19 protein-coding genes are annotated in these 21,235 nt (G+C 62.5%); 8 read left to right on the top strand and 11 right to left on the bottom strand.

The features are described from left to right. Nucleotides 1–178: 178 nt before the first annotated feature. From purM to VHO05_RS12070, 3 genes are all read left to right on the top strand, one after another. The gene (gene purM / locus VHO05_RS12080) at nt 179–1,309 is read left to right on the top strand and encodes a phosphoribosylformylglycinamidine cyclo-ligase (protein ID WP_329646827.1); all 1,131 of its coding nucleotides are present in this window, start codon (nt 179–181) and stop codon (nt 1,307–1,309) included. 5 nt (nt 1,310–1,314) lie between these two features. Further along, nucleotides 1,315–1,980, top strand: a complete 666-nt coding sequence (gene purN / locus VHO05_RS12075) for a phosphoribosylglycinamide formyltransferase (RefSeq protein ID WP_329646826.1) — start codon at nt 1,315–1,317, stop codon at nt 1,978–1,980. 356 nt (nt 1,981–2,336) lie between these two features. After that, nucleotides 2,337–3,701 carry a cytochrome P450 gene (locus tag VHO05_RS12070; protein ID WP_329646825.1) on the top strand — a complete coding sequence of 455 codons (1,365 nt, stop codon included), beginning with the start codon at nt 2,337–2,339 and terminating at the stop codon, nt 3,699–3,701. A gap of 70 nt (nt 3,702–3,771) precedes the next feature. Here VHO05_RS12070 and ndk read toward each other — a convergent pair whose 3' ends face one another. After that, nucleotides 3,772–4,194 (bottom strand): nucleoside-diphosphate kinase, encoded by a 423-nt coding sequence (gene ndk, locus VHO05_RS12065; RefSeq protein ID WP_329646824.1) that lies wholly within the window; start codon nt 4,192–4,194, stop codon nt 3,772–3,774. 378 nt (nt 4,195–4,572) lie between these two features. Between ndk and VHO05_RS12060 the strand changes: the two genes are divergently transcribed. From VHO05_RS12060 to VHO05_RS12045, 4 genes are all read left to right on the top strand, one after another. Then, nucleotides 4,573–6,030, top strand: coding sequence for a DUF4339 domain-containing protein (locus VHO05_RS12060; protein ID WP_329646823.1), 1,458 nt, complete (start codon nt 4,573–4,575; stop codon nt 6,028–6,030). A 21-nt stretch (nt 6,031–6,051) separates the two neighbouring features. After that, a complete protein-coding gene (locus VHO05_RS12055; RefSeq protein WP_329646822.1) occupies nt 6,052–6,405 on the top strand; it encodes a DUF3147 family protein in 354 nt (117 codons plus the stop codon). A 45-nt stretch (nt 6,406–6,450) separates the two neighbouring features. Next, nucleotides 6,451–8,355, top strand: a complete 1,905-nt coding sequence (locus tag VHO05_RS12050; protein WP_329646821.1) for an ABC-F family ATP-binding cassette domain-containing protein — start codon at nt 6,451–6,453, stop codon at nt 8,353–8,355. Between the two features lie 128 nt (nt 8,356–8,483). After that, the gene (locus VHO05_RS12045) at nt 8,484–8,870 is read left to right on the top strand and encodes a DUF7282 domain-containing protein (protein ID WP_329646820.1); all 387 of its coding nucleotides are present in this window, start codon (nt 8,484–8,486) and stop codon (nt 8,868–8,870) included. Between the two features lie 140 nt (nt 8,871–9,010). Here VHO05_RS12045 and VHO05_RS12040 read toward each other — a convergent pair whose 3' ends face one another. The 7 genes from VHO05_RS12040 to VHO05_RS12010 all read right to left on the bottom strand — a co-directional run bounded on the left by VHO05_RS12040 (nt 9,011) and on the right by VHO05_RS12010 (nt 14,954). After that, nucleotides 9,011–9,214, bottom strand: a complete 204-nt coding sequence (locus VHO05_RS12040) for a hypothetical protein (protein ID WP_329646819.1) — start codon at nt 9,212–9,214, stop codon at nt 9,011–9,013. Between the two features lie 79 nt (nt 9,215–9,293). After that, entirely contained in the window at nt 9,294–11,441 is a 2,148-nt protein-coding gene (gene glyS / locus VHO05_RS12035) for a glycine--tRNA ligase subunit beta (protein WP_329646818.1), read from the bottom strand. A gap of 175 nt (nt 11,442–11,616) precedes the next feature. Then, nucleotides 11,617–12,003, bottom strand: a complete 387-nt coding sequence (locus tag VHO05_RS12030; protein WP_329646817.1) for a hypothetical protein — start codon at nt 12,001–12,003, stop codon at nt 11,617–11,619. After that, complete coding sequence (locus VHO05_RS12025; RefSeq protein ID WP_329646816.1) at nt 12,000–12,950, bottom strand: glycine--tRNA ligase subunit alpha; 951 nt, start codon at nt 12,948–12,950, stop codon at nt 12,000–12,002. Before VHO05_RS12025 ends, VHO05_RS12030 begins: the two co-directional genes overlap by 4 nt. A 69-nt stretch (nt 12,951–13,019) precedes the next feature. Beyond that, nucleotides 13,020–13,232, bottom strand: a complete 213-nt coding sequence (locus tag VHO05_RS12020; protein WP_329646815.1) for a hypothetical protein — start codon at nt 13,230–13,232, stop codon at nt 13,020–13,022. A gap of 41 nt (nt 13,233–13,273) precedes the next feature. After that, complete coding sequence (locus VHO05_RS12015) at nt 13,274–14,116, bottom strand: S49 family peptidase (protein ID WP_329646814.1); 843 nt, start codon at nt 14,114–14,116, stop codon at nt 13,274–13,276. A 43-nt stretch (nt 14,117–14,159) separates the two neighbouring features. Further along, complete coding sequence (locus tag VHO05_RS12010) at nt 14,160–14,954, bottom strand: tRNA1(Val) (adenine(37)-N6)-methyltransferase (protein WP_329646813.1); 795 nt, start codon at nt 14,952–14,954, stop codon at nt 14,160–14,162. Nucleotides 14,955–15,117: 163 nt separating this feature from the next. On the opposite strand from VHO05_RS12010, the gene VHO05_RS12005 reads away from it, so the two are divergent. After that, on the top strand, nt 15,118–16,134 hold the full coding sequence (locus tag VHO05_RS12005) for a polyprenyl synthetase family protein (RefSeq protein ID WP_414653757.1): 1,017 nt from the start codon (nt 15,118–15,120) through the stop codon (nt 16,132–16,134). A gap of 96 nt (nt 16,135–16,230) precedes the next feature. Here the strand turns inward: VHO05_RS12005 and VHO05_RS12000 are convergent, their stop codons facing one another. The 3 genes from VHO05_RS12000 to VHO05_RS11990 all read right to left on the bottom strand — a co-directional run bounded on the left by VHO05_RS12000 (nt 16,231) and on the right by VHO05_RS11990 (nt 21,106). After that, nucleotides 16,231–17,118: a 4-(cytidine 5'-diphospho)-2-C-methyl-D-erythritol kinase gene (locus VHO05_RS12000; protein ID WP_329646812.1), complete on the bottom strand. Its 888-nt coding sequence runs from the start codon at nt 17,116–17,118 to the stop codon at nt 16,231–16,233. A gap of 52 nt (nt 17,119–17,170) precedes the next feature. Continuing rightward, nucleotides 17,171–19,288 carry a tetratricopeptide repeat protein gene (locus VHO05_RS11995; RefSeq protein WP_329646811.1) on the bottom strand — a complete coding sequence of 706 codons (2,118 nt, stop codon included), beginning with the start codon at nt 19,286–19,288 and terminating at the stop codon, nt 17,171–17,173. Nucleotides 19,289–19,423: 135 nt separating this feature from the next. Further along, the gene (locus tag VHO05_RS11990) at nt 19,424–21,106 is read right to left on the bottom strand and encodes an electron transfer flavoprotein-ubiquinone oxidoreductase (RefSeq protein ID WP_329647518.1); all 1,683 of its coding nucleotides are present in this window, start codon (nt 21,104–21,106) and stop codon (nt 19,424–19,426) included. Between the last annotated feature and the right edge of the window lie 129 nt (nt 21,107–21,235).

The raw sequence follows: 21,235 nt of genomic DNA, 5'->3' as shown, positions 1-21,235 counted from the left end.
CCCAGCCTTCGCCGATCGTTGGTCCGGAGCCGTTAAGCAGCCGGAATCGGCAAGTGCGACGGGATACCCTTGTCCGTTGCCGTTCCGCCTTCGAGCTGGTAGGAGGCCCCATCTCCCGTTCACATTCGGGCGAAAGTAGGATTAGAGCCTCTCGAACTCGAGGCAGCTCCGAGGAACCATGAGCCAACCAGCGGACGGTTCGCGAACCGATAGCATTACCTATCGCGACTCCGGAGTAGACATAGACGCAGGCAATGCGCTCGTCGAGGCGATCAAGGGTGTCGCGCGCTCAACGAAGCGCCCGGGCGCCGACGCCGATCTCGGCGGTTTTGGCGGCCTGTTCGATTTGAAGGGGGCCGGTTTCCGCGACCCCGTGCTCGTGGCCGCCAACGACGGCGTCGGAACCAAGCTTCGCATCGCGATCGATACCGGACGCCACAACACGATCGGCATCGACCTTGTCGCGATGTGCGTGAACGACCTTGTGGTGCAAGGCGCAGAGCCTTTGTTTTTCCTTGATTATTTTGCCGTTGGAAAGCTGGATGTCGCAACCGCGGCCGCGGTTGTATCTGGAATTGGCGAAGGCTGCCGACAGGCAGGATGCGCGTTGATTGGCGGCGAAACCGCAGAAATGCCGGGTCACTATCAAGGTGCAGACTATGACCTCGCAGGCTTTGCCGTCGGTGCCGTCGAGCGCGGCGAGATCCTGCCTCGCCCCGACATCGCCGTAGGCGACATCATCATCGGCCTTCCGTCCTCGGGCGTACATTCCAACGGCTATTCCCTCGTGCGCCGTCTCGCGGCGGAGGAAAAGCTCAGCTGGGATGCACCGGCTCCGTTTTCGGCTGACCAATCGCTCGCAGACGCGCTGCTCGTGCCAACCCGCATTTACGTAAAACCCATACTCGCTGCGCTGGAAGCAACGGGCGGGGCCATGGATGGTCCGATCAAGGCCCTGTCGCACATCACCGGCGGCGGCCTCTCCGAGAACCTGCCCCGTGTCCTGCCACCGACAGTATCAGCCACAATCGACCTTACGAATTGGCGCGCGCCGGCCGTCTTCGGCTGGCTGGCCAAAGCAGGACGCCTTTCCGACGCGGAAATGCTGCGCACCTTCAACTGCGGAATTGGCATGGTCGCAGTGGTAGCCAAGGATAGCGCTGACGGACTCGTGCGCCTCTTGCAGGAATGGGGCGAGGCACCCGTCACTATCGGCGAGGTCACCCCACCTGGTGGCGAGAAGAGCTCCGCCAAGGGCAAAGGTGAAGCCTGGGCCGTCGCCTACGAAGGCACGTTGAGGTTCGGATAGGGCCGATGACAGCCAAAAAGCGCGTTGCAGTGCTGGTTTCCGGCCGCGGCTCCAACATGCAGGCGCTGGTCGAGGCTGCACATGCGCCCGACTATCCCGCCGAGATCGCACTCGTGATCTCGAACCGCCCGGATGCTCCGGGACTCGCCTGGGCCAAGGCACAAGGCATCCTGACGCTCGCGCTCGATCACAAGCGATACGAAAGCCGGGAGCACTTCGAAGGCCAGCTCCAAAGCGTGTTGGATTTGTCCAAGATCGACCTTGTCGCGCTGGCCGGTTTCATGCGGCTGATGACGGCATCGTTCGTCGATCGCTGGCGCGACCGCATGATCAACATCCACCCGTCACTCCTGCCCGCATTCAAGGGGCTGCGGACCCATGAGCAGGCTCTCGAGGCCGGCGTGAAAATATCAGGTTGCACCGTCCACTTCGTGCGCCCTGAGATGGACGACGGCCCGATCATCGGCCAAGCCGCCGTGCCTGTTCTGGCAAGCGATACGCCCGAAACCCTCGCGGCCCGCGTCCTCGCCGCTGAGCACCGCCTTTATCCTCGCGCATTGGCCCTAGTTGCGCGCGATCAAGTCCAAGTCGACGGTTCTGTCGTACATATCCAAGATGCTGTTTACGCTCAATTTAACCAACAGCAGGTCCTGGGCTCGCCTTCACTCTGAACGGCGGATACTGAACAATCTAACCTCCTGATTGTTAGGACCTCGTGGCGCAGAGCGACGCTGCCGCATGGACACCTAGAAACGTGAGGAAATAAACTGAGTTATTCGAAGCGCACCAACAGTATCCCCAGGAACACCAAGTCCCTGGTGTTGGTGTGCTAGAGTAAGCAGCAAAGTTTGGGTCCACAGTCCTGCGAGAGCGTATCTTCAGGAAAATATTGGACTCTCGCGGCGAACGGAAAACAACACGGCCCCGTGGACGGGTTTCCCACACGCCACAGGCACCTTCGCCAAAACACGTATCGGATCACCGGGACCTGCAAGGCCCCACCGGATCGACCCGGAGACAACGACGCATGACCGCACAAAGCACTGAACCGCAACCTGGCTTGGGCCTCGGCGATGAGAGCAGCATCTGGTTCAACCTCTCGCCGTTGCTGAAGGACCCGGACAACCCGATGCGTCTGCTCATGCAGATGGCGGAGCGCTATGGTCCTGTCATCCCCGTCAACATGGCCAACCAGCGCGTCGTGCTCGTCACCGACCCCGAGTACTTCAAGCACGTGCTCGTGACCAAGGTCGACAACTACGTCAAATACTTCGACGGACTGAAGCCGATCTTCGGCAAGTCCATGATTACGCACGACGGAGCGCTCTGGCAGAAGATCCGGATGCCGCAGCAGCCCGCGTTCCATCCCGACGCCTTCGGCGACTACATCCCCTACTTCATCGAAGCCATCAAAACCAAGATGGCCAACTGGGGCGAACTCGCGAAGACAGGCGAGACCTTCGAGATGGTCGAGCAGACGTGGACGCTCGCCGCTGACATGATCTGCAAGGCGCTGTTCGACCGCGACATGCCTTTCAATCCGCACTTCGTCTTTAAGTGCGTGAAGACCTACACCGACGTGTCCAACCATAAGGACATCCGTCTAAAACGGCAGGCCGACGCATTATTCGAAGTCGGTGACGAAGACACTGCGAAAGCCGTCGAGACGTGGTGGAGCGTTCCGCCCGCCGTCTTCGCGGCCGATCCGCGCGAAGAGCGTGAGAAGACCTTGCTCAAGATGATCGAAGCGGCCGTCGCTGATCCGAGCATTCCGGAATTCGACCAGCAGCAGGCCATCGACGAGATCAAACAGTATCTGTGGGCCGGCACCGAGACCACGGCGCTCACGCTTGCGTGGTCGCTCTACCTCACGTCGAAGCACCCCGAGGCCGCCGAGCGCATCCGCCGCGAAGGCGAAGCTGTGTGCGGTGATCGCGAGCCCACAGCCGCAGACTACTCTGCACTTCAGTACACCCGCTCCGTCATTCAGGAGACCATGCGTCTCTACCCGCCGGTCTGGAGCCTGATCCGCGTTGCGACCGAACCCGACGTGATCGCCGGCAAGGAAATCAACCCGGGCGACCGCATCGTACTGTTCGGCTACGGCGCGCATCACAACCCGAAGTTCTGGAAAGATCCGGAGTCGTTTATCCCCGAGCGCTGGATGGACAAGAGCCAGAAGCAGGTGAAGTACAGCTACATCCCGTTCGGTGCGGGCAAGCGCTCGTGCATCGGCGGCGCCATGAGCCAGGTCGAAAACACGCTGGCGCTCTCGATTCTGCTGCGCCGCTTCCGCCCGGAATATGTCGGTCTCGAACCGCCGGGCATCAACGCGACCGTGACCCTCACGCCGCGCGGCGGACTTCTGTTCCGCGTCCGCGAGCTGAGCTGATCAAGACAAGATCCGAAAACAAAAACGGGCCCCGAAAGGGGCCCGTTTTCATTTGAACGCCGATCGGCAATTAGCCGACGATTTCCTTGGCCGTGAAGAACAGCTTGATCTCGCGCGAAGCCGACTTCGGGCTGTCCGAGCCATGCACCGAGTTCTCGCCTTTCGAGAGAGCGAACTTCTTGCGGATCGTGCCGCGCTTGGCCGCTTCCGGATCGGTCGCGCCCATGATCTCGCGGTACTTGGCGACGGCATCGTCGCCCTCGAGAACCTGAACCACGATCGGCTCGGACGTCATGAAGGAGACGAGTTCCTTGAAGAACGGACGCTCCTTGTGCTCGGCATAGAATTCCTGAGCCTGCGTCTTGGACAGTTTGATCCGCTTTTGGGCAACGATGCGCAGACCGGCCTTCTCGATCACGGCATTGATTTCACCCGTGAGATTGCGCTTGGTTGCGTCAGGCTTGAGAATTGAGAAAGTGCGCTCTGTGGCCATTATGGTCCCTTAAGTTCTCTGTAGCGTCCAAATCCTGCTGAAGTCTCGGCGGCTTATAAGGCCGGGATCAGGAGCCCAGAAGGCGGCGCCTTATCGCAGGCGGCGGCCCAAGCATGCAATCCGGCGTCAGTGCCCTGCAAAAGCCCGGATTCAATGCCTGATCACCCCACGGGGCGTGGATTGCACAGACTATCCCTTGTGTCCATGACGAACGTTTGAAAATGCGCCATGCGCAAGGGGCATCTTGTGGATTGCGAAGCGCAGCGGAAATACGCTGAGGCAAAGGGGGAAATCGCAGGGCAAAATGCACCAACGGCAAGCGGTTCAAACGGCGGCGAAGATTTGGACCGGCTTTCTCTCTTCATGGTATGAGCAGGCATGAACGCGACAGACACAGATATTCAGTGGTTCATCGCCCGGGACGGTAAGCAGCATGGTCCCGTGACCGATGTTGAACTCAAAAAGTTGGTCGAACTTACTCATCTAAAGCCTGCAGATCTCGTTTGGCGCCAGGGCTTCTCGGATTGGCGGTCGGCCGCGTCGGTCTTTCCGACTCTCGCAGAGCCCACGAAACCCGCCGCACCTGCGGCCCCAGTTGCTGCGCCCGTATCGGCACCGACACCGGCCCCGACAGCCGCAGCAGCCCCCGCACCAGCTTCGGGTCTAACACCGGGCATCGCCAAACCTGCCCCGATGTCTCACACCCCCATTTCTCACCCGATGGCTCCCGGGGCAGCAAAGCTCGCCGCCGGCACTTCGGCCGTAGGCAGCAATTCCCCCCACACACTGGGAGCGATCGGCGACACGCGACCGGAACAGGCGGGCACCCGGCCTCTGGGCAACGCCACCGTCCGAGCAGCAGATCCGTTCCCCGCGCCGGGTCCTGGTCCGCGCCCAAGCAACGCCGATCCCCGCAAGCCCGCCGAGTTTTCCGCTCCCCCCCGCGAAGAAGCCTCGCTCCGTTCAGGCGGGCGCAAGAAAGTTCTCGTCGCCCTCGGCCTTGTCGCCATGACGGGCTTCGGCGCGTGGCTCATGAGCCAGTACAAGGACGAGATCCTTGGCTACGTGCAGACCCAAGGCAGCGGTTCCAATGGGACGGCAACCGCCAACCTGATACCGCCGAGTGGAACGAACCAGCCGGCGGCCGCAGAGGCCGCACCCGTACCTGCCGCCGCACCGACGGCCGACGACATCGATCGCAAGCTTCAGAGCCGTACGATGTGGGTCTCGGTGAAGCAGGAGTTCCCTGATTGGTACCAGACCCGCATCGCGGAAGTTGCGCGCCTCTCCGCCGAGCACAAGGAGCCCGCGGCGATCTCGCACTATCTCATTAGCGAGTTCGTCTCGCTTCGGCGCGAAAACGCTCAGCATGCGCTGGCCGCGAGCACGCCGCGCCACAAAGAGCTGGCGGCGGCCTTCCTTGCCAACCTGAGCCAGCTTTCCAAGGAGAGCGGCGACGGCTGCTACGACTTCATATCCAAGGGCGAATCCAGCGCCGCCATTGTGTCGCGCATGGATGACCCCGCGAAGAGCGCTGAGATCGAAGCTCAGGTGGTCGCCATCGTCGCGGCGATTTCCGAGGGCCGCAAGCAACCGAGCCAGCACGCCCCTCCGGTGAAAACCGACTATGACGTGCTTGCGGGCGAATTGGGCCGCCTCGGCTGGACGCAAGCCGACATGCAGCTCTTCGCCAATCCCAAAGAGCTCGCGAAGGCCCCACGCGACCGTGTCTGCAATATGCTGAAGGACTGGTTCACGGCGCATCTCGCCATTCAGGATCCGAGCACGCAGGAGCGCCTGCTGTTCGAAACATTGAAGCCCGTTATTTCAGGATAGCTGCCTAGATGGGTGGAACCGATGGTCGAGCAGATCGTAAAGGTGCTCTTGACCAGTGTTCTCGTTGTCTCGGCCTCGGAAGTCGCGAAGCGGAGCGCGATTTTCGGCGCGCTGATCGCCTCCCTCCCCCTGACGTCCCTCCTGGCCATGGTCTGGCTCTATTTCGACACCCGTGACCCGGAAAAGGTTGCGGCGCTGGCGACAGGGATTTTCTGGCTCCTTCTCCCGTCGGTGACGTTTCTACTCGTTTTCCCCCTGCTGCTTCGCAAGGGCGTGTCCTTCGTACCGAGCCTGCTCATCGGTATCGGGCTAACAGCCGCCAGCTACTTGGCCATGATTGCACTGCTGAAGTGGTTCGGAGGTGGGGACGTCTAGCGGACGTGACAAGCGCGCCGCGAGCCGCTATCCGCTTCTCCCATCATGCTGCACATCAACGACCTGACCTACCGTATTGAAGGCAAGCCGATCATCGAGGATGCGACGGCCGCCATTCCCGAGGGCCATAAAGTCGGCCTCGTCGGCCGCAATGGCGCGGGCAAGTCCACCTTGTTGAAGCTCATTGCCGGCGATCTTCACGGAGACACCGGAACGATCACCATCCCTCGCGGGTCTCGCATCGGCCGCATTGCGCAGGAAGCGCCGGGCGGCGACGACAGCCTCATCGATTGGGTGCTCTCGACCGATGCGGAGCGCGCAAACCTTCTCGCGGAAGCCGAGACCGCCAGCGACCCGCACCGCATTGCCGAAATCCAGATCCGCTTGACCGATATCGACGCGCACGCGGCACCTGCCCGCGCGGCGAGCATCCTCGCTGGCCTGGGCTTTGATGACGACGCCCAGAAGCGCCCCTGCCGTGCTTTTTCCGGCGGCTGGCGCATGCGCGTGGCGCTGGCCTCGGTCCTGTTCCTGGAGCCGGATATCCTGCTGCTCGACGAGCCGACCAACTATCTCGATCTCGAAGGCACACTCTGGCTCGAGAGCTATCTCAAATCCTACCCCCACACCGTGCTGATCGTCAGCCACGACCGCGATCTCCTGAACCGCGCCGCGAGTGCAATCCTCCATCTCGACCGCGGGAAGCTGACGCTCTACTCCGGTGGCTATGATGACTTCGAGGAAACGCGCCGCGCCAAGCAGCGGCTCGAATTGAAACTCAAGAAGAAGCAGGATGACGAACGCCGTCGCATTCAAGCGTTCATTGACCGCTTCAAGGCCAAGGCGACAAAGGCGAAGCAGGCCCAAAGCCGCGTGAAATACCTCGCCAAGATGCAGCCGATTGCCGATCAGGTTGAGGATCGCGTAGCGCCGTTCGCGCTGCCGAGCCCGGAGAAGCCTCTCGCCAGCCCGCTCCTTCGCATCGAAAAGGCAACCGCAGGTTACGAGCCCGGAAAGCCGATCCTCTCCGGCCTGGACCTTCGCATCGATCAGGACGACCGCATCGCGCTGCTCGGCGCCAACGGCAACGGCAAATCGACATTCGCAAAGCTGGTCGCGGGAAAGCTCGCACCCCTATCGGGCGACGTGTTTGGCATGAGCCGCGTCTCTGTCGGATACTTTGCCCAGCATCAGCTCGACGAGCTGAACCCGATGGCGACGCCGTTCGACTATGTCGTGAAGCTGATGCCTGAAGCCACCGAAGCCCAGCGGCGCACGCGTCTCGGCACGTGGGGTTTCGGCGCCGACAAGGCCGACACGAAATGCGGGAACCTATCCGGTGGCGAGAAGGCGCGCCTATTGCTGGCGCTGACGGCATTTCATGCCCCGCATCTTCTCATTCTCGACGAGCCGACGAACCACCTCGACGTCGACAGCCGTGAAGCCCTCATCCATGCCATCGCCGAATTCGAAGGCGCAGTAATCCTGATCAGCCATGATCGCCATCTCGTGGAAGCGACCGCCGATCGTCTCTGGCTTGTCGCCGACGGCACCGTGCACACCTATGACGGCGACATGGACAGCTATCGCGCGGAGTTGCTGCAAACGCGTTCGCCGCGCGCCGCACGCCGCGCCGCATCGGACGCCGCCACCGACGCCCGCGCGAGCCGCGCGGACCAACGCAAGGCCGCCGCCAACCGGCGCGCCGAGCTCGCACCGTTGAAGAAGGCGATGCAGACGGCAGAAAAGGCCGTCGAGAAACTGACGGCGGAACTCGCGAAGCTCGATACGCAGCTCACATCGCCGGACCTCTACGCCGATGCGGCGAAAGCGAGCCGCGTTTCGCTTGAGCGCGGGCAAACGGCGAAACGCCTCGCCGAAGCGGAAGAGGCGTGGCTCATGGCGACGAGCGCTTATGAAGACGCCGAGCAGCAAGCGGCCACTGTCTAGGCACCGTCCGAACTCGGCGGAACCTCGTCCGCTTCCGCGCGTTACCTACACAAGGAGACGTCCGGCGCCCAACAGAGGCGTCGCGCGCACTCAGCGCCGTCTCCACCCCGCAATGGAAAGGAACGAACATGATCAAACGTGGATTGGTGCTCGTCTCTGCCCTCGCGTTTGGCGCATTCACCGCGCAGGCGGAAAGTACGATCTCGCCCGATGGCCTCAAGGCATCGACAAGTGCAGTGAGCATTGGATCAGTGACCGCGGACAAGAATGGCTACGTCGTCATTCACAGGACCGATGTCACGGGCACGCTGCCTGGTCAGGTCATCGGACATGCGCCAGTAAAGGCAGGTCAGAATGCTGAAGTGTCGGTCCCCCTCGACAAACCGGCCAAAGCGGGCACCAAACTCATTGTGATGCTCCACGAGGAGGGCAACAACGACACCACATTCGACACGGCCGACAAACCCGTGAAGGCGGCCGGCGGTGTCGTGCAGCAGATCGTGACCGTGGAGTAGTCCCGTACTCACTCAGTACGGATCGTCACGGATCATGAGCAGCCGGCGGTCTCCCTCAGGACCGCCGGTTTTTCATGCTGAAATTCATCTGTCCGATATACGACAGCAGAGATGACGAGTGCACCGTTGCATTCCGGCGCTCAGATCATCTCGCTCAGCAGCATGCGCGCCGTCATTTCCGGCTGCACAGCGTTTTCCGCCGGAGCCACGCGGCGCGTGACTCCCTGAGGCGCCCAGTAGATCACTGACACGACATCGCCTTCCACGCGGAAAATCGCGTCGTGGTGCTTGCCATCCTTGGCGATGCTGAATGTCGTGGGCGGGCGAGCGCTTCCCATGTTCATGTCCCGGTCTCCCGTTCCCTACGCTCGTAACGAACGGAATCTACCATGAATCGTGGGAGCCCTCTGTACGGGCCACTACCTATTTTCCAGCTTCGCCTGCGATCTTCGAAAAGTCCGCGACGGTCAAAGTTGCAGCGCGAATTTCAGAGAGTAGCTTGAGCCGGTTTTCGCGGAGTGCGGCGTCAGCAGCGTTCACTGTCACTTTGTCAAAAAACGCATCGACCGGTGCGCGCAGCTCCGCGAGCGCATTCATGGCGCCCTTGAAGTTCTCGACGTTGATGGCCGCCACGGTGTCCTGCTTCACACTCTCGATGGCTGCCGCAAGGGCGAGCTCTTCCTTCTCCGTGAGCAGCTTCAGATCATAGCTGCCGGCGTAACTCCGCTTGTCCTTCTTCTCCTCGATCGAGAGGATGTTCGATGCACGCTTCACGCCCGCGAGCAGGTTCGCGCCATCGTCGGTTTTGAGGAAGTCGGAGAGCGCCTCGACGCGCTTCACGATCAGCGCGAGATCATCCTGGCCGTCGAGCGAGAACACGGCATCGATCAGATCATGCCGCGCACCCTTGTCCTTGAGATAGACCTTCAGGCGATCGGCGAAGAATTCGATCAAGCTCCGGCGCGAACGCCATATGGCGCTCAGATAATCCTCGTCCGTCATCTTGGGATCGCGCGGCGGCTCCGCGATGCGACCCTGATTTTTATACTGCACTTCGGCCTTGCCGGTCGCTTCGTCGAGCCCCAAACGCAGATCGTTCTCGATGACGATACGGATCACGCCGAGCGCGGCGCGCCGCAGCTGATACGGATCGCCCGAACCCGTCGGCTTTTCATTGATCGCCCAGAAGCCAACGAGCGTGTCGAGCTTGTCGGCCAGCGCCACCGCGATGGCAACGGCGTCGCCCTCGTCCTCCTTGGGCACGGAATCCGTTGGCCCCTTGGGCTTGTAGTGCAGCTCGATAGCACGCGCGATCTCGGGTTTGGCGCCCGCGTGTTCCGCGTAGTAGCGGCCCATCAGGCCCTGCAGCTCCGGGAACTCACCAACCATGTCCGAGACGAGATCGGCCTTCGACAATTCGGCCGCACGGCGCGCATCCTGCGGATCGGCATCGACCGCACCGGCAATTTGAAACGCCAGTTCCTTGATACGCTCCACACGCTCCTTCTGCGTGCCAAGCTTCTCGTGGAACGTAATTTTCTCGAGCGCGATCGCCATCTCGTCGAGCGGCCGCTTGAGATCGTGCTCCCAGAAGAACTTGGCGTCCGACAACCGCGCGCGGATCACCTTCTCGTTCCCCGCAACGATCTGCGCACCCCCATCCGTGGCCGTGAGGTTCGAGACAAGAATGAACTTGTTGGCGAGCTTCTTCGTCTTTGGGTCACGAAGCGAAAAGCACTTTTGGTGGTTCTTCATGGACGTGGTCAGGCACTCAGGCGGCACGTCAAGGAAACTCTTATCGAACTCACCCATCATCACGATGGGCCATTCGGTGAGCCCTGCATTCTCCGCCAGCAGCGCTTCGTCGTCGATCAATTCGAGCTTCGCCTTGGCAGCCAGGGCCTCCGCCTGCTCATTGATCTCCTCGATGCGCTCGGCTGCGTTCAGCATCACGGCGTGCCCGGCGAGCTTGTCGGCATATTCCTCGAAGCTCGAGACCTCGAACAGGTCGTTGCCGTGGAAGCGATGGCCGCGCGTCGTGTTCGACGCCTTGAGCCCCGCGATCTCGAGCGGCACGACCTCACCATCGATCAGGCAAACGATCGACTTCAACGGACGGATCCACTGGAACGTGCCCGCCCCCCAGCGCATGGACTTCGGCCACGGAAATTTCGTAAGCACGCCCGCCACGACCTCAGCCGTGATGTCAGCCGCTGCGCGCCCCGACTTTTCGATGCGCGCGACGTAATAGTCGCCCTTTTTCTCGTCTTTGACGATCTCAGCCTGATCCAGCGAGGCGAGTCCCGCCGACTTCAGGAAGCCTTGCACGGCCTGCTCCGGCGCACCGACGCGCGGCCCCTTCTTCTCTTCCGACACGGCAGGTGACTGCGCCGGCACATCCTCGATCGCGAGCGCGAGCCGGCGAGGCGTCGCAAAGCTGTGGGCTTCCCCCACCGCGAGCCCCTGCGCGCGCAAGCCCTCCGTCACGAGACGCTTGAGATCCTCCGCAGCGCGCGCCTGCATGCGCGACGGGATTTCCTCAGAGAAGAGCTCGAGCAGAAGTTCGGCCATGGGCGCGTGCCTCGTGAAGCGTTGAGTTCGGCGGCCGGGCTTGAGGCCGCCGCGACACAGACATACGGGGGCGCACCCAGCGGGGCAACCTTGGACTTCGTCGCCCTGGAAAAACGCAAACCGGGGACATGCAGCGTGCATGTCCCCGGAGTTTTAACTCTGAAATATCCGTTCATTAAGGCGCGGGAGCACTTTCAGGAGCGGGGGCCGCCTCAGGTGCTGCTTCAGGCGCTGCCGGAGCTTCTGGAGCCGGGGCCGGAGCCGCCTCAGGGGCTGGTGCTGCTTCAGAAGCAGGAGCCGGCTCAGGCGTAGGCGCCGGAGCAGGTTCGGGCGCCGCAGCAGGAGCTGCAGTCGGCGTCGCCGCCGGCGGAGGCGTGCCCACATAGTCGATGGCTTTCTTGCCCACGTCGTCAACGGCGCCGGTCGTGGTCAGGTAGCCGAGCCCGACGATGAGCGCAGCGAAGAACATCCAGAACACCGGACGATAGCGGCCAAGCAGGATGCCGCCGATCAATAGCGCCGGAACGCCAATTACAAGTATGCCAATGACAGTCTCATTCACGAACGGCCTCCATCAGTCTCGAGCCAAGCTTTGCAGCAAGCCTTGGCAAGTTCACGGACGCGCAGGATATACCCCTGGCGTTCGGTCACGGATATTACTCCGCGTGCGTCGAGAAGATTGAAGACGTGTGAGGCTTTTATGCACTGGTCGTAAGCGGGCAACGCCATGAGGTGCTTTTCATCAGTTGCACCCCGTTCGAGCAGCGACTTGCATTCCTTTTCGGCGTCGCGGAAATGCTGCAGCAGCAAAGCGGTGTCGGCATGCTCGAAATTGAACCGCGAATACTCTTGCTCGGCCTGCAGAAAGACGTCGCCGTAGGTCAGCTTCCGGTCGTCCGTGCGACCGTTGAAGTTGAGATCGAACACGCGATCCACACCCTGGACGTACATGGCGAGGCGTTCGAGGCCGTACGTGATCTCCCCCGCAACCGGATTGCAGTCGAAGCCGCCCACCTGCTGGAAGTAGGTGAACTGCGTCACCTCCATGCCGTTGCACCATACTTCCCACCCGAGCCCCCAGGCACCAAGCGTCGGGCTCTCCCAGTCGTCCTCGACGAAGCGGATGTCGTTGACCTTCGTATCGATGCCGATGGCATCGAGGCTTTGGAGGTAGAGGTCGAGGATGTTCTCAGGTGAGGGCTTCATGAGCACCTGGAACTGATAGTAGTGCTGCAGACGGTTCGGGTTCTCGCCGTAGCGTCCGTCCTTCGGGCGGCGCGACGGCTGCACGTAGCAGGCGCTCCACGGCTTCGGGCCCAGCGCCCGCAATGTGGTCGCCGGATGGAACGTGCCCGCCCCCACCTCCATGTCATAGGGCTGCAGCACGACGCAGCCCTGTGCGCCCCAGAATTGCTGGAGCGTAAGGATCAGATCTTGAAAGCTTTCCTTGGGCCGAAGCGCCGGCATTGCGGGCAGGGCTTCAGCAGTTCGGAGGGAGTTTTTGGGCATGAGGCACGCCGGATTTGCTGCGAGGCGCGCACTATACCCATTCGCGCCCTCCTGTCACCCAGCCCGCTCCTATTTGGCCCGCGGCCGGTACGCCCCCGTCTGCGGGTCGAGTTCCAGCGCGCCGAGATCCTTCGGACCGCCTCGTGCCATGGCCTCGCGGCGCTTGGCCTCCGCCTCGCCGCGCTTGATCGCCTCCTGCGCGTCGGAAACAGCGCGCGAAACCCACTTCCAGCCGGCATAGAGCCCGGCCCCTGCGATCATCAGAGCAATGACTTGCGGCATGGCACGACCTTGAAAGGGTACGACGGCCCGAACACCCGAGCCTAAAGCCCGAAGCGCGACCAAAGGGCCCGGATCTCCACAGCCGACACCAGATCGTCAGCGAAAGCAAGCCCTTGTCCCTCGGACCCCAGTCCGCCGAACACTGACGGCAGCTTCCGGAAACGCCCGGCGAACCAGCCCCGTTCCATCGGCACCACACGCAGGCGCACGTTCTCGCCGTGCAGCTCCCGCATCTTCGTCCGAACGTCCGAGATGCCGTCGATCAAGCCGAGTTCGAGCGCTTCCATGGCCGACCAGAACGCCCCCGAAAACAGTTCGGAATCCGGTCCCTTTAACCGCCCGAGACGGCGATCCTTCACGACACCGATGAAGACGTCGTGCACGTTGCGCTGAATGGCCTTCAGCCGCTCGATCTCCTCGGGCTTCTCCGGTTGGAAGGGATCGAGCGCCCCCTTGTTGGTTCCGGCGGTATAAACGCGCCGTGTGATGCCAAGCTTTTCGATAGCCCGGTCGAGCCCGAAGCTCGCCGAAATGACGCCGATTGAGCCAACGATCGAGGACGCATCCGCGTAGATTTCATCGCCCGCGATGGCGAGGTAGTAGCCGCCCGACGCGGCCACATCCTCGCAGAAAACATAGATCTTCTTGCCCTTCTCGTCCGCGAGCTGGCGCATGCGGCGAAAGAGAAGACTCGATTGCACGGGACTTCCGCCCGGCGAGTTGATCACCACCGCAACCGACTGTGCCTTCGACATCGAGAAGGCCTTTTCGATCGGCCCGGCGAGCGACGCGATCGACAGCCCCGGCCGAAGTGGCGCAGCCATGCCTATGGCGCCTGAAAGCCTCAGAACTGGAACCACGGTACCGCGGTTGAACAATCCCATTCCGTCTCGTCCTTTCGCTCCTTCTGGTGACGGCCCAATCGCGTCAGGGCGTCACCGGATCCATATCCCTCTTCCCATAGGCCACGTCGAGCGCCTGACCAAGCCGAAGCACATTCTCCGCGCCGCGCGTAGGCCGCTCGTCCTCTTCATGCAGCACGAGACCCGCCTCAAGGCGGAACGGCGCCCGCGATCCCTTCCGTCCTCGGAGCAGAATGCGCCCGGCTGCTTCTCCTGCGTGCGAATGCAGGGGCAAGGCCGTAAGCCCTCCGAACCGTCCGTCCAGGCACCGTATCAACTCCGGCAACGCGTCCGTCTTATGGACGATCAGCATTTCCCCGCCCGGCCGAGCCATACGCGCCAGAAACCGGCACCAATCGTCTAGCCCTGCTTCGGGCATCGCGTGCGCCGCTGACTTCAGCGCGTGGCGAGCCGACGTGCCAGCCCCTTCCGCATGATATGGCGGATTGGCGATCACCTGATCGAAAGTCCCCTCCCCAAGGCCAAGGCCCGCAAGCTCGGCGTTCGAAACCCGGGAGAGGTCGGCCTCTACCGCCGAGACACGGTCGTTCAGGGCATTCCGGGCGATGTTGTCGCGGGCCAACGCCACCAGTTCCGGCTCCCGCTCGAGGAGCACGACGCGGGCACCGGAACAGCGCCATGCGACGCAAAGTCCCGCTGTCCCAACGCCTGCGCCCGCGTCGAGCACGCTGAAGGGCTGTCCATCCCGATCCGGAACGGCGGCCGCCAGCATCACCGCGTCGAGCCCGGCGCGATAGGCTTGGCGGGGCTGGAGAATATTGAGCCGCCCCCCCAGAAACGCGTCATCGGTCACGGACATAAACGGCCCTCGCTGCGTCTCATTTTTCGGTGCGTATCCGCCAAACACTGGCTATGGTGCCCAGGCCCGCGGCACGTCGAATTCCATTGGTTCGGCGTGGGATAATCGTGGGAGCTTACGCCGAAGACTGCAAGAAACGTACGCAACAAACTAAGGAGCCGCCGTGGGAGTAGTCGTCCCCCTCGACGAGGCGCGGGAGCCCTCGCAAAGCCTTGCGCCCCTCCTCGAGATCGTGAACGAGGATATGAATGCGATCAACCGGATCATCCTCGATAAGGCAGTCTCGCACGTCGATCTCATCCCGAAACTGACCCACCACCTCGTGAACTCGGGCGGCAAGCGCTTGCGTCCGATGCTAGCCATCGCCGCGTCGAAGCTGTGCAACTACAAAGGTGATGGGCATATCCGTACGGCCGCAGCTATCGAATTCATGCACACGGCCACGCTCCTGCACGACGACGTCGTGGACGAGAGCGACACGCGCCGTGGCCGTAAGACCGCTCGCCTCATCTGGGGCAATCAGGCAACCGTGCTCGTCGGCGACTTCCTGCTCGGTCAGGCCTTTCGCATGCTAGTCGACGTCGGCTCACTTCCCGTCCTGCGCATCCTGTCCAACGCGGCAGCGACCATCGCCGAAGGCGAAGTCATGCAGCTCGCGGCCGCCAAGAACACCGCCACCACCGAGGACGCCTACCTCGCCATCATCGACGCCAAGACTGCAGCGCTGTTTGCAGCCGCGGCCGAGGTCGGCGCCGCCATCGCCCAGCGCCCCGCCGACGAAACGGCCGCTTTGCGCTCCTACGGCCGCAATCTCGGCCTTGCCTTCCAGCTCGTCGACGACGCACTCGATTATTCCGGCGACAGCGCACGCTTGGGCAAATCGGTTGGCGACGACTTCCGCGAGGGCAAGATCACGCTCCCGGTCATCCTGTCCTTCCGTCGTGGAAACGACCGCGACCGTGAGTTCTGGAACCGCACCATCGTGCACGGCGAGATCGGCGACGGCGACCTCGATCACGCGATCGGCCTCATGACGAAGCACAAAACGACTGAGGCCACGCTCGACCGCGCCCGTTCCTACGGCAGCATCGCCCGCGATGCGCTGGCGATCTTCCCGGAGAGCCGCGAGCGCAGTGCCATGCAGGACGTCATCGACTTCTGCATCGCCCGCGCGCACTAGGGTCGTTCCGGTTTGAGTTGAATCGCGGACCGACCGCGGTTGTTGTTTTGTCGTGCTTCTTATCGGAAAACCGGTTCCCACTTTTCCGGAAGCGCTCTAAGCCGCGCAGCGAGCCGACCCGAGCGTTGCGGCCACCGCCCACCAGTTGGGACGGCGTGCCGCGATCTCGCGGACCGCCGCCTCTGCCGCACGTCGATCCTGAAAAATGCCGAAGCACGTCGGACCGCCTCCCGAGACGGCGGCGTACTCGACATTCGGCAAGGCGCGCAGCGCACCGAGCACAGCCCCGATGTCCGGAACCACCGTCTCGGCCGCCGTCGCGAGGTGATTGCCGCGGGCGCGCATGAAGTCGAGCAGCTCCAACCGGTTGGTCAACTTCGGCGCCGACGGCGCGACGTAATCCGCGCCGAGCGTTGCGGCTCCAAGCGCTCTGTAGACTTGCGCCGTCTTATCGTCTGGCACAGCCGCCAGAGGATTGACGAGGATCGCATCGAGCACCGGCAGTTCGGCTACCGGCTCCACATTATGCCCGGTACCGGTCATCCAAAGAGGGCGGCATTCCATGCACGCCGGCACATCTGCACCAAGCGAACGCGCAATCGACAGCCAATCGACGTCGGAAGATTGAGCACCAGGAATGCGCTGCGCGACCCGCAGCAATGCTGCGGCGTCCGCCGACCCGCCACCGATACCGGCCGCAACGGGAAGCGCCTTTTGGAGCTTCACACTACCCAGCGTAAGACCAGGCAGCTGCTCACCGACCAACATCACCGCGCGAGCGAGGATGTTAGTCCCGGTGAGCTTGTCCGCGAATGGTCCTGTAACTTCGATACCGGGCCCACCCGCCGGATCCAGGGACAACTCGTCCCCAGCGCTCGCGAAAGCGACCAGGCTTGCGACCTCATGCATCCCATCGGCACGGCTGCCGGGGACTTCCAAAGTAAGGTTGACCTTGGCCGGAGCAAACTCGCGGATCGCAGTCATCGGATCGCAGTCATCGCATGGAATCTGCGCCGACAAGCTCGAAGCCTCGCGCCTACTTCTCTTCGGACTCGCCGGTTTTCGCCGCCTGCTTACCCGTTCCGTGGACCGCCTGCGCGGGCAGATCCGCACCGGTGAGGCCCGTTTCGAGTTTCTTGCGGATCTTCACCTCGTCCTCGGGCTCCGGCTTGAGCGACAGCGCCTGATCCCACTGATAGCGCGCTTCCCGCTCGCGCCCGACACGCCACAGCGCATCTCCGAGGTGATCGTTGAGCACCGGATCGTCCGGCTTCAGCTCGACGGCGCGTTCGAGATACCGGACGGCATCGTTGAAGTTGCCTTGCATGTAGTGAGCCCAGCCGAGACTGTCGACGATGTAGCCATCGTCCGGCTTCAGCGCGACGGCCTTCTCGATATGCGCCATGCCCTCTTTGAGGTTCCGGCCTTGATCGATCCAGGAGTAGCCCAGATAGTTGAGGATCAGCGGTTGATCCGGGTAAAGCGAGAGCGCCTTCTGCAGGTCGACCTCGGCAGCGTCCCAGTTCTTCAAGCGCTCGTAGCTCGTGCCGCGCGCGTAATAGTAGACCCAATGACGGCGCTCGGGCTTGGAGATCAGAGCGAGCGCCTGATCGTAGTACGGAATAGCCTCGGCATAGAGCTTGCGCGCGCGCATGATGTTGCCGAGCGCATCCAGGATCTCAAGCTTGTCGGAAGTCGTGAGCGGCATTCGCCCGTCGCTCGCCGCATCCAGCGAAGCGCTGTCCAATTGTGCAGGGTTGCCGCCCACGATGGCACGGAACGTCGCCGGTCCAACGACGCCGTCGGCCTTGAGCTTGTTCTTGTTCTGGAACGCGATCACCGCACGGCGCGTGTCGTCACCGAAGCGCCCGTCCGCCTGATCAATGTCGTAGCCGAGGCCCTTCAAAGCCTCCTGCAGCTTCCGCACCGCATCGCCGCGCTTGCCTCTGCGAAGCACCTCGTCATCGTCGATCGACGTCGCCGTATCCACCGCTGCAGCTGGCGCAGCGTTGCTGTCGGACTGCGGTTTGGTCTCGTCCTCGAGAAGCTTGGCGAGCGTCGCCCGCGCCTCGTCGATTTTGTCGAGCGAATTGAGGTTGAAAGCCTTGCGGATCTCGACGGCGGTCGCAAGCGGGCTTGTCCCCCGAATGCGATCGTAGATGGTGATCGCATCAGAGAATTGTTTATTGCCTTCGTAGGCGCTCGCCAGCGCTGCGAGCGCAAATTGGTGCTCCGGCTCGATGAAGAGGGCCATTTGCAGATAGAGCACGCCGACCCCAGTCGCTCCTTCGCTGATCAAGGCTTCACCAAGGCCATAAAAGACCTCAGCCAAACCTTCCGAAGGCGTGGTCACGATCAAATTGACCGGCTTGCCGGACTGCACAGCGGCCTTGAGGCTGCGCAGAAGCGGATGGCCGTCACCCTGCGACTTCTCGATCTGCTCATCGATGATCGACAGCGCCCGCTTGCGATCGCCGTTGTGGGCCGCATGGCGGGAATAGGCGAGTGCGGTGCGCAGCGTCCGCGCGTCTTGAGCGTAGACCCGCTCGAACGCGGTTCGCGCATCGTTTCGCTTGCCCGCGATGTCAGAGATCAGCGCCTTGTGGTAGCGCAAAAAGAACTGCGCCCACTCGGCCTGCTTGGGCATTTCGAGCCGGGCAAATGCATCGGATGTATTGTTCTGGGCCAGTTCAACCCAGGCCGCAGCCATTGCACTCGTGAGCTCGCCGATGGGTCCGGCACCGGCCGACTTGAAATGAGATTCTGCCTGCTTCCAAGAGCCAGCCTTGAAATCGCGGAGCGCTAGCGCGAGCTGCGCCATCCGGTGCTGCTTCGAAACCCCGAGCAGATCTTCGGCAAGTTTGAACGCCCGCGACCACTCCCCGCGCATGGCCTCGATCTGGAACGCCTGCTCGAGCAGCAACTCGTTCTGCGGGTCGTGAATGAGTGCGTTTCGATAGAATTCGGACGCCTCCGCCGCATCGTTCTGCGCCTTGGCGACGCGGCCGGCGAGGTAGCTGCCGACCAGCGAGTGGGTACCGTCGAAGGGCTCGCTAGCCTCGATCGTCTCGCTCCGGGAAGTCGTCGGAGTGGCCAGTAGGCCAACCGCAAGCAAAGGAACGAGGACGGCCAACCGGCCACGGCGTGCACTCATTCTTGTGATCCTCTTGGGAAGCCCTGCACGAAGTCGCGTGAGAGTAGCAAACCTTTCGACCGGTTGGCGACCCCACTTAAACGGTCTTCCGAAGCAATTAACCGGAATCCGTCCGCAACTTTCCCTATTAGAGACTCACATCTCGGCGTAATTCGGCCCGCCGCCCCCTTCCGGACACACCCACGTAATATTTTCGCTCGGGTCTTTGATATCGCACGTTTTACAGTGAACGCAGTTCTGTGCGTTGATCTGGAAAATCGGCTGCCCCGCATCATTTTGCACAACCTCATAGACGCCAGCCGGGCAATAGCGCTGCGCGGGCTCGGCGTATTGAGGGAGATTGACGTCGATCGGCACCGACGGATCCGTGAGCACGAGATGGATCGGCTGATCCTCCTCGTGGTTGGTGGCCGAGAACGACACGTTGGTCAGCTTGTCGAAGGTCAACACGCCATCAGGCTTCGGATAGGCGATCGGCTTGGCGTTTCTGGCCTTCGTCAGTGTCGCAGAGTCGGGCTTGCCGTGCCGGAACGTGCCGAGCGGCGACCAGCCGAACAACAGCGTACGCAGCCACATATCGAGGCCGCCCAGACCGACGCCCAGAATTGTCCCGAACCGCGACCAGAGCGGCTTCACGTTCCGCACGCGCTTGAGATCGCGCGCGATCTCGCCCGTCCGCACGGCTTTTTCGTAGGCTGAGAGAACATCATGCGACCGCCCCGCGCCCAGCGCCGCCACCGCGGCGTCCGCCGCATCGATGCCGGATAGGATCGCGTTGTGGCTGCCCTTGATGCGTGGAACGTTCATGAATCCGGCCGCGCAACCGATTAGTACACCTCCCGGGAACGCGAGTGTCGGAATGGACTGCCAGCCGCCCTCAGTCAGGGCGCGCGCTCCATAAGCGATGCGCCGTCCGCCCTCGAACACGCTGCGGATGCGAGGGTGCGTCTTGAAGCGCTGGAACTCATCGTAGGGCGAGAGGTAGGGGTTCTCGTAGTTGAGGTGCAGCACGAAGCCCACAGCAACCAGGTTGTTGCCGTAGTGATAGAGGAACGAGCCGCCTCCGGTCTTGCCGTCGAGCGGCCACCCGAACGTATGCTGCACGAGCCCCGGCCGGTGCTTCTCGGGCGCGATCTCCCACAGCTCCTTGAGGCCGATGCCATACTTCTGGGGCTCGCTGTTGCGTGCGAGGTCGAACCGCTTGATGAGCGTTTTCGTCAGCGAGCCGCGCGCGCCTTCGGCAAACAGCGTGTACTTGCCGCGAAGCTCCATGCCGCGCGTATAGCTATCCTTGGGCTGACCGTCCCGGCCGACGCCCATGTCGCCGGTTGCAACGCCGACAACCGCGCCGTTCTCGTCATAGAGCACCTCGGCCGCGGCAAAGCCCGGATAGATCTCGACCCCGAGCTCGGCGGCCTGCTCACCAAGCCACCGCACGACGAGACCAAGGCTGCCGATGTAATTGCCGTGATTGTTCATCAGCGGCGGCATCAACATGTTCGGGAGGCGGATGTCACCGGCCGGTCCCAGCACCAGGAATTGGTCCTCGGTCACCTGCGTCGTGAGCGGAGCGCCGCGCTCCTTCCAATCCGGAATGAGCTTGTTGAGACCTTTGGGGTCGACAACGGCGCCCGACAGAATATGCGCGCCGACTTCGCTGCCCTTTTCGAGCACGACGACGGAAATGTCCTCACCCTTCTCGGCAGCCAGTTGCTTGATGCGGATCGCCGCCGCGAGACCCGCCGGCCCCGCCCCCACGATCACAACATCGAACTCCATGGCCTCCCGCTCGGGAAGGTCAGCTTCGCCCCGCGCCATTGTCTCTGGTCCCATCACCGCCATTTGTCATTTTCCGTTTGGTCCCAATTGAGGAAAGCGTCAAGCGTGTACACAGCCGCGGCATAGCGCCGGAGACGTGCATTTGGGTCGCGGGATGGGTAATGTGCC

It is taken from the genome of Hyphomicrobium sp., from assembly GCF_036262015.1.
Classification (GTDB): domain Bacteria; phylum Pseudomonadota; class Alphaproteobacteria; order Rhizobiales; family Hyphomicrobiaceae; genus Hyphomicrobium_C.
The sequence above is the reverse complement of the archived record's forward strand: the minus strand, read 5'-3'. Positions and strand labels throughout refer to the sequence as shown.

Bases quoted from the DNA above. Each gene is read 5' to 3' on its own strand.
- purM (WP_329646827.1), top strand. From the start codon at position 179: ATGAGCCAACCAGCGGACGGTTCGCGAACCGATAGCATTACCTATCGC.
- purN (WP_329646826.1), top strand. From the start codon at position 1,315: ATGACAGCCAAAAAGCGCGTTGCAGTGCTGGTTTCCGGCCGCGGCTCC.
- VHO05_RS12070 (WP_329646825.1), top strand. From the start codon at position 2,337: ATGACCGCACAAAGCACTGAACCGCAACCTGGCTTGGGCCTCGGCGAT.
- ndk (WP_329646824.1), bottom strand. From the start codon at position 4,194: ATGGCCACAGAGCGCACTTTCTCAATTCTCAAGCCTGACGCAACCAAG.
- VHO05_RS12060 (WP_329646823.1), top strand. From the start codon at position 4,573: ATGAACGCGACAGACACAGATATTCAGTGGTTCATCGCCCGGGACGGT.
- VHO05_RS12055 (WP_329646822.1), top strand. From the start codon at position 6,052: ATGGTCGAGCAGATCGTAAAGGTGCTCTTGACCAGTGTTCTCGTTGTC.
- VHO05_RS12050 (WP_329646821.1), top strand. From the start codon at position 6,451: ATGCTGCACATCAACGACCTGACCTACCGTATTGAAGGCAAGCCGATC.
- VHO05_RS12045 (WP_329646820.1), top strand. From the start codon at position 8,484: ATGATCAAACGTGGATTGGTGCTCGTCTCTGCCCTCGCGTTTGGCGCA.
- VHO05_RS12040 (WP_329646819.1), bottom strand. From the start codon at position 9,214: ATGAACATGGGAAGCGCTCGCCCGCCCACGACATTCAGCATCGCCAAG.
- glyS (WP_329646818.1), bottom strand. From the start codon at position 11,441: ATGGCCGAACTTCTGCTCGAGCTCTTCTCTGAGGAAATCCCGTCGCGC.
- VHO05_RS12025 (WP_329646816.1), bottom strand. From the start codon at position 12,950: ATGCCCAAAAACTCCCTCCGAACTGCTGAAGCCCTGCCCGCAATGCCG.
- VHO05_RS12020 (WP_329646815.1), bottom strand. From the start codon at position 13,232: ATGCCGCAAGTCATTGCTCTGATGATCGCAGGGGCCGGGCTCTATGCC.
- VHO05_RS12015 (WP_329646814.1), bottom strand. From the start codon at position 14,116: ATGGGATTGTTCAACCGCGGTACCGTGGTTCCAGTTCTGAGGCTTTCA.
- VHO05_RS12010 (WP_329646813.1), bottom strand. From the start codon at position 14,954: ATGTCCGTGACCGATGACGCGTTTCTGGGGGGGCGGCTCAATATTCTC.
- VHO05_RS12000 (WP_329646812.1), bottom strand. From the start codon at position 17,118: ATGACTGCGATCCGCGAGTTTGCTCCGGCCAAGGTCAACCTTACTTTG.
- VHO05_RS11995 (WP_329646811.1), bottom strand. From the start codon at position 19,288: ATGAGTGCACGCCGTGGCCGGTTGGCCGTCCTCGTTCCTTTGCTTGCG.
- VHO05_RS11990 (WP_329647518.1), bottom strand. From the start codon at position 21,106: ATGGCGCGGGGCGAAGCTGACCTTCCCGAGCGGGAGGCCATGGAGTTC.